We start from the raw sequence: 6,250 nt of genomic DNA, 5'->3' as shown, positions 1-6,250 counted from the left end.
CACCGCGCCCAACCAGGCCCAGCTCAACGCCCCCCCCCGGGGGGGCGGCCCCACAAAACCGGGGGGTGCGGATGTCCGGGCGCCGCCGCGCTCGTCGGTCAGAGCAACGTACCCGGCGCGAGGACCGGTCGGGTCGCCATGAAGTTGGGCAACTGTGCGATGTCAGATGCCGAGATCATCGAAGGACCACGACTAGATCGCCGCACCACATCTAAGCGCCCGAGAACCACCGCTTGTGGGTCGGCGGCTGATCGGCGCACGCACACCGTTGCGCCTGCGGCACATCGCCGAGCACCTCCTCCACATGCTCACCGCACCCGGTATAGCCGGGCTTACCGCAAGTCCGGCAGACAATTCGTTGACACATTGTGCTGTTTCCTTTCGGTGATACGGATTCCCTCGCGGGTTACCTGTTCTGGTCCGCGAATGCGTCACGCCAGGTCCGGTACCCACCGTCGAGATTGACGGCGTCCCGGCCGAGCTGGGTCAGCAACCGCGTCGCAGTGTTGCCGCGCTGCCCCACCTGACAGAACACCACAACCGGACCGGCCGGGATCTCGGCCACCCGTTCGCGTAGCTCGTCCAGGGGGATATTGACTGCACACGGAATGGAACCAGCGATGAACTCCTCCCGCGATCGCACGTCGACCAGCTGCGCCCCCGCCACGATAGCCTCGCCGATTTCATGCCACTGCACCGTACGGATCGCGCCGACGCGGAGATTGTCGGCCATATAGCCCAGCATGTTCACCGGATCCTTGGCCGAACCGAACTGCGGTGCATAGGCCAGCTCGAGGTCCATCAACCGCGAGGCCGCAATACCTCCCGCCATCGCAGTGGCCAGCACGTCGATGCGCTTGTCGACACCTTCCCCACCTACCGCCTGCGCGCCGAGTATCGCATCCGTATCCGGATCGACGAGCAGCTTCACCGACATCGCGCGCGCATCCGGGTAGTACCCGGCGTGGGCGAGCGGATGGGAATGCAGCACACGGAACGAGCGGTCGGCGGCTCGCAGTCGCTTCTCACTCCATCCGGTCATCGCCACGGTCAGGTCGAAGACGCCGACGATCGCGGTGCCCTGGGCGGGCGGATCCGTGACCGGCAGTCCGGCGATCGCATCCGCGACCAGCCGCCCCTGCCGATTCGCGGCATTGGCCAGCGGAACGAGCGCCGACTGCCCGGTGACCGCGTCCCGTTTCTCCACCACATCACCGACCGCGTGGATATGCGGTGCCGATGTACGCATGCGATCGTCGACCACGATGCCGCCACCCGGGCCGACCGCCAATCCGGCCGCGCGGGCCAGCGCGCTCTCCGGGCGCACCCCGATCGCCATGACCACCAGCTCGGCCGCGACCACCCGCCCATCCGAAAGCGTCACCGTATCGCCGTCTACGCGGATCAACTCCGTACCCAACTCCAATCGGATTCCGTGATCGCGCATTTCGACGGCGACCGGCGCGGCCATCTCGATGTCCAGTGGTGCGAGCACTTGCGGAGCACGCTCGACCACCGTAGTCGAAATACCGCGCCGCACAAGATTTTCGGCCATCTCCACACCGATGAACCCGGCCCCTACCACCACCGCGGACCGCACCCCGGCCACCGCTTCCACCAGGCGGTCCACATCGGCGACATCACGCAGTACCAGTGCGCGCTCGACACCGGGCAGCGGCGGCACAATCGCCGCGGCACCGGTGCTCAGCACCAATTCGTCGAAGGCTTCGACATATTCACGGCCCGAGTCCAGCGCACGCACCGTGACCGTGCGCCCCTCCGGGTCGATGGCCACCACTTCGTGCCGGACTCGCACGTCCAGTCGGAACCTCGCCGCTAGCGACTCGGGCGTCTGCAACAGCAGAGATTCGCGCTTCGGGATCACCCCGCCGACGTAATAGGGCAGACCGCAATTCGCGAACGACACATGATCGCCGCGCTCCAGTACGACGATTTCCGCCGATTCGTACAGTCGCCGCAGACGGGTGGCGGCCGACATACCACCGGCCACTCCACCGACGATCACAACCTTCATCTCGCTCCTCCCAGCAGGCCATGGCACTGCCCGTGCCGTATGCCACTCTTCACAATCAAATACCCCTGGGGGTATATTTTCCTTCGAGGCCAATATACCCGTGGGGGTATGGAAGGAGAATTGTGATGACCGACTCGTTGGCGGTTTCCCCAGCTCGCGACACCTCGCCACCGCACCGATCCAGCGGCGCGCTGAGCCGACTCGGGGCAGCGATGGCCGGTCGCGCCCGGATCGTGTTCGGTATCTGGTTAGTGGTGCTGATCGCGCTCGGCGCCGCCGCTCCGAGCGTCTTCACCGCATTGGCCGGGGCGGGCTGGCAGGCCAACGGCTCGGAATCGGTGCGTGTGCGTGAGCTTGCACAGCAACATTTCGGCGGAAACTCCTCTGCAGCGGTGCAGGTGGTCGTCCATTCGGACACCGCGACAATCGAGAGCCCACAGGTGGCCCAACTGCTCAGCGAGATCACCGGCGTTTTCAGTGGCGATGGCCGCTTCGGCGAAGTGATCGCGCCGCAGCCGGGCATGTCGATCAGTCCGGACGGGCACACCGGCATCCTCATCGCGGGCGCGAATGCCACCACCGACGAGATGGTCAAGGCCGTCGATGAGCACAAGGCAGCGCTGACCGCCTTGTCCGGCAACGGCATCGAGGTCTACCCCACCGGCGCTTCGGCGCTGTGGAGCGACTTCAACGAGGCCAATCACAACGCCATGATCAAGGCCGAAATGTTCTCCTGGCCGCTCACCTTGGCGATCATGGTGCTGGCCTTCGGATCGCTGGTCGCCGCCGGACTGCCGCTCCTGCTCACCTTGGCCGGGCTGGTGACCTCGGCCGGTGGCCTGGTGCTGCTCAACCATTTCACGCCGATCTCGGTGTGGGCCATGAACTTCGCGATGATGTTCGCCCTCGCACTGGGTATCGACTACGCGCTGTTCATCGTCGCCCGCTTTCGCGACGCGCTCACCACCACGTCGAATACCAGGGTCGCGGTCGCCGAAACAATGAACACCGCCGGCAAAGCCGTTGTGCTGTCCGGACTTACGGTTCTGGTCAGCCTGTCGGCCGTACTGATCGTGCCCGCACCCGCCGTGCGGACCATGGCGGTCGGAATCATGTTCGCGGTGGCCTTCGTACTCGCGGCGACCATAACCCTGCTACCGGCGGCGTTGGGCGCATTGGGCGACAAGGTCAATGCCGGTGCACTGCCGCACGCCAAACGACAACAGCACCATTCTCCGCGGTTCGCCGCTTGGGGCCGGCTGCTCCACGATAAGCCGTGGCCGTTCGCGATCGGCGCGGGCATCCTGCTGATCGCCTTATCGACTCCGGTATTCGGCCTGCAGGTGGCCATGCCGTCCATCCAGGTCGTGCCATCGGACGCACCCGTACGTCAGGGCTACGAACTGGTGCAGGCCCAGATGGGCAAGGGGACTCCGGGCATGCTGCAGATCATCGCCCCTGCCGACGAGTCCGCGCAGGTCGCGGCGTCCGCGAAGGCGGTCGATGGGATCAGCATGGTTACCCCGGCCCAACCCGCCCGCGACGACAGCGGCCTGGTGATGATGCAGGCCATCCCCGACGTCGATCCGTCCGACGAGCACATGGGCGAAATCCTCGACCGGTTGCGCGACGAATTGCCTTCGGCCGCATTGGTCGGCGGCGCACCCGCAGAGAACTTGGACCTGCAGCAGGCGCTCAATGACTATCTGCCGATCATCGTCGGGATCATCCTGACACTGGGATTCGCGCTGCTACTGATCGCACTGCAGGCACCGTTGATCGCGGCCCTCGGCACCATGGTCAGCCTGCTGTCCACGGCCGCAGCCTTCGGCGTCGCGAAACTGATCTTCCAGGACGGACACGGCGCCAGCCTGCTCGGGTTCACCCCGCAGGGCTTCCTGGACGGCTGGGGACCGGTGTTCTTCTTCGCGATGATCTTCGCCATCGCCATGGACTACACCGTGTTCCTGTTGGCCACCGCCAAGGAGCACTACGAGCATTCCGGCGACCCTAAGGCCGCACAGGTCGACGGCCTGTCGCATTCCGGACGAGTGATCTTCGCCGCTGCGGCGGTCATGGTCGCAGTGTTCTTCACCTTCGCGCTCGCGGACCCGCTGCCGCCGAAGGAAATGGGCATCATCCTCGGGGTTGCGGTACTGCTGGACGCGTTCGCGGTGCGCCTGGTGCTGCTGCCGGTGCTGCTGCGCCTCACCGGACACGCCGCCTGGTGGTCCCCGGCCTGGCTGCGCAGGCTACTGCCCTCGATCAGCTTCGCCCACCACTGAAATCATCGCCAGGGGCTCGGCACACAACGGGATTCCTTGATACCCCCAGGGGTATGATTGGTGGTCTACTCGATGAAAGGAATATCCCATGGTCGGCAACGAAGAGACCATCGCCCTGGTGCTCAACCGGCTGCGCCGTGCGCACGGCCAGCTCGCCGGGGTGATCTCCATGATCGAGCAGGGCCGCGACTGCAAGGATGTGGTCACCCAACTTGCCGCCGTCTCCCGCGCACTGGACCGCGCTGGCTTCAAGATCGTCGCGACCGGACTGCGCGAATGCCTCGCTGGAGACACCGCCGACGGTTCCGAACCGATGACCGAAGCCGAACTCGAGAAGCTCTTCCTCGCCCTGGCCTGACCGCGGAAAGCACAGGAACGCAACAGATCTCGGTCACCGAACCGCACACCACCCGCGACTCGCGAGGAGGATCCTATTGTCGGGCCCCCTTCGCGAGGCGGGGAAACAGCTCGAGAGCGTTTCCTCGGTTGATCGCGGCGCGGCCGGTTTCATCGAGACCGGGATAGGCATCGAACTGGCCGGTAAAGTACGCGACGCCGAGTTCGGGCGCGAACGGCCAGTCGCTGCCGAAGAACACATGGCCGGGGCGGGCGAAGGCGAGCAGACTCGGCAGCGCCGCCGGGCTGCCCGACAGCGCGGTATCGAAGTAGAAGCCGCTGAGCTCTTCCAGGATTTCGAGGGCGTTGCGGCCGGTTTCGGCCGTGATCGCGGCAGCGATGCGATGCGATGCATAGGGTACGAACCCGCCCGCATGCGACAGGATGAACCGAATGTTCGGATAGCGCCGCAGCACGCCGCGCAGCACCAAATTCGTTGCGGCGCGCGAGGTGTCGAGCAGGAAGTCGGCCGCGAACGGCGGAATCCCCGCCACCGCCGGACCCGGCAGTTCCGAGGGGTGCACCAGAACCACGGCGGCCCGCCGATCCAGCTCGGCCATGACCGGATCGAATGCCTCGTCACCGAGGTAGCGGCCATGTGCGTTTGCCAGCAGCACGACACCATCGGCGTTCAGTTCGTCATATGCGTGCGCGATCTCCTCGACCGACCCCGCCACATCGGGCAGCGGCACGGTGGCGAACAGCCCGAACCGATCGGGGTGAGCGCGCACCAGATCCGCGCCGGTCTCATTGACCCGGCGCGCCCACCCCCGCGCCTCGGCAGCATCGCCGAGATGAGTGCCGGGCGTGGACAGCGACAGGATCGCCGTGGCGATCGAATACCGATCCATCAGCGCGAGCGCGCTGTCCGGACTCCAGTCGGGCAGCTCGCGGCCACCGGCAGCGACGACGCCTTTCGCGCGCAGCCAGTCGGCATAGTCACGCGGAACGAGGTGCTGGTGCACATCGATGCGGGCGGCGGTCATCGGACTTCTCCTCCGGCTCGGGCTGCACAAACCACACCATCAAGGTGAGACTATTCGCGCTACTGATGTAATCATCAGTTATCTAGAGCCGGTCGGTCAAGGGGTGCCGACCAGGGTAACCGGGCAAACCTACCGGCAGCACTCCGGATCGAGCACGAAACACAAGGCGGACAACGCATCTCGACGTGCGGCATGCTGGACGGTCATGCCCCGACGCACCGATTCCACCAGCCCGGCGGCGCGCAGCTGGCCCAGGTGATGACTGACCGTCGATTCCGCGAGCACTACCGCCGCGGCCAGATCACGGGTGTTGACCGTGCCGCCGGGCTCGGCGAGCAGCAATGACATCAATCTGACCCGCACCGGATCCGCAAGCGCCTTCAACCGCAATGCCACCTCGAGGGCGACCCGGTCATCGACCGGCGCCGCCGCCACTGGCATACAACGGATCGGCGCGGAAACATCGATCACGGGCAGCGCCTTAGGCATATCCCATCTTGGCATATACCGAAAGTCTTGCCCCGAGGAACCGAAATCACCACTGCCTC

5 protein-coding genes are annotated in these 6,250 nt (G+C 65.7%); 2 read left to right on the top strand and 3 right to left on the bottom strand.

Features of this window, described 5'->3' with window-relative positions; genetic code table 11:
• Window positions 1-406: 406 nt before the first annotated feature.
• Window positions 407-2,035 carry an FAD-dependent oxidoreductase gene (locus tag ABZW16_RS19105; RefSeq protein ID WP_354957242.1) on the bottom strand — a complete coding sequence of 543 codons (1,629 nt, stop codon included), beginning with the start codon at window positions 2,033-2,035 and terminating at the stop codon, window positions 407-409.
• Window positions 2,036-2,160: 125 nt separating this feature from the next.
• Between ABZW16_RS19105 and ABZW16_RS19100 the strand changes: the two genes are divergently transcribed.
• Window positions 2,161-4,320, top strand: a complete 2,160-nt coding sequence (locus ABZW16_RS19100) for an MMPL family transporter (RefSeq protein ID WP_354957241.1) — start codon at window positions 2,161-2,163, stop codon at window positions 4,318-4,320.
• A gap of 88 nt (window positions 4,321-4,408) precedes the next feature.
• Window positions 4,409-4,678, top strand: a complete 270-nt coding sequence (locus ABZW16_RS19095) for a metal-sensitive transcriptional regulator (RefSeq protein ID WP_354957239.1) — start codon at window positions 4,409-4,411, stop codon at window positions 4,676-4,678.
• Between the two features lie 73 nt (window positions 4,679-4,751).
• On the opposite strand, the gene ABZW16_RS19090 is transcribed toward ABZW16_RS19095, so the two are convergent.
• A complete protein-coding gene (locus tag ABZW16_RS19090) occupies window positions 4,752-5,702 on the bottom strand; it encodes an amidohydrolase family protein (RefSeq protein ID WP_354957238.1) in 951 nt (316 codons plus the stop codon).
• Window positions 5,703-5,831: 129 nt separating this feature from the next.
• Window positions 5,832-6,191, bottom strand: coding sequence for an Rv2640c family ArsR-like transcriptional regulator (locus ABZW16_RS19085; protein ID WP_354957237.1), 360 nt, complete (start codon window positions 6,189-6,191; stop codon window positions 5,832-5,834).
• Window positions 6,192-6,250: the final 59 nt, after the last annotated feature.

The organism is Nocardia sp. NPDC004604 (assembly GCF_040609795.1).
GTDB lineage: Bacteria > Actinomycetota > Actinomycetes > Mycobacteriales > Mycobacteriaceae > Nocardia.
This window is presented reverse-complemented; position numbering and strand designations above follow the sequence as displayed.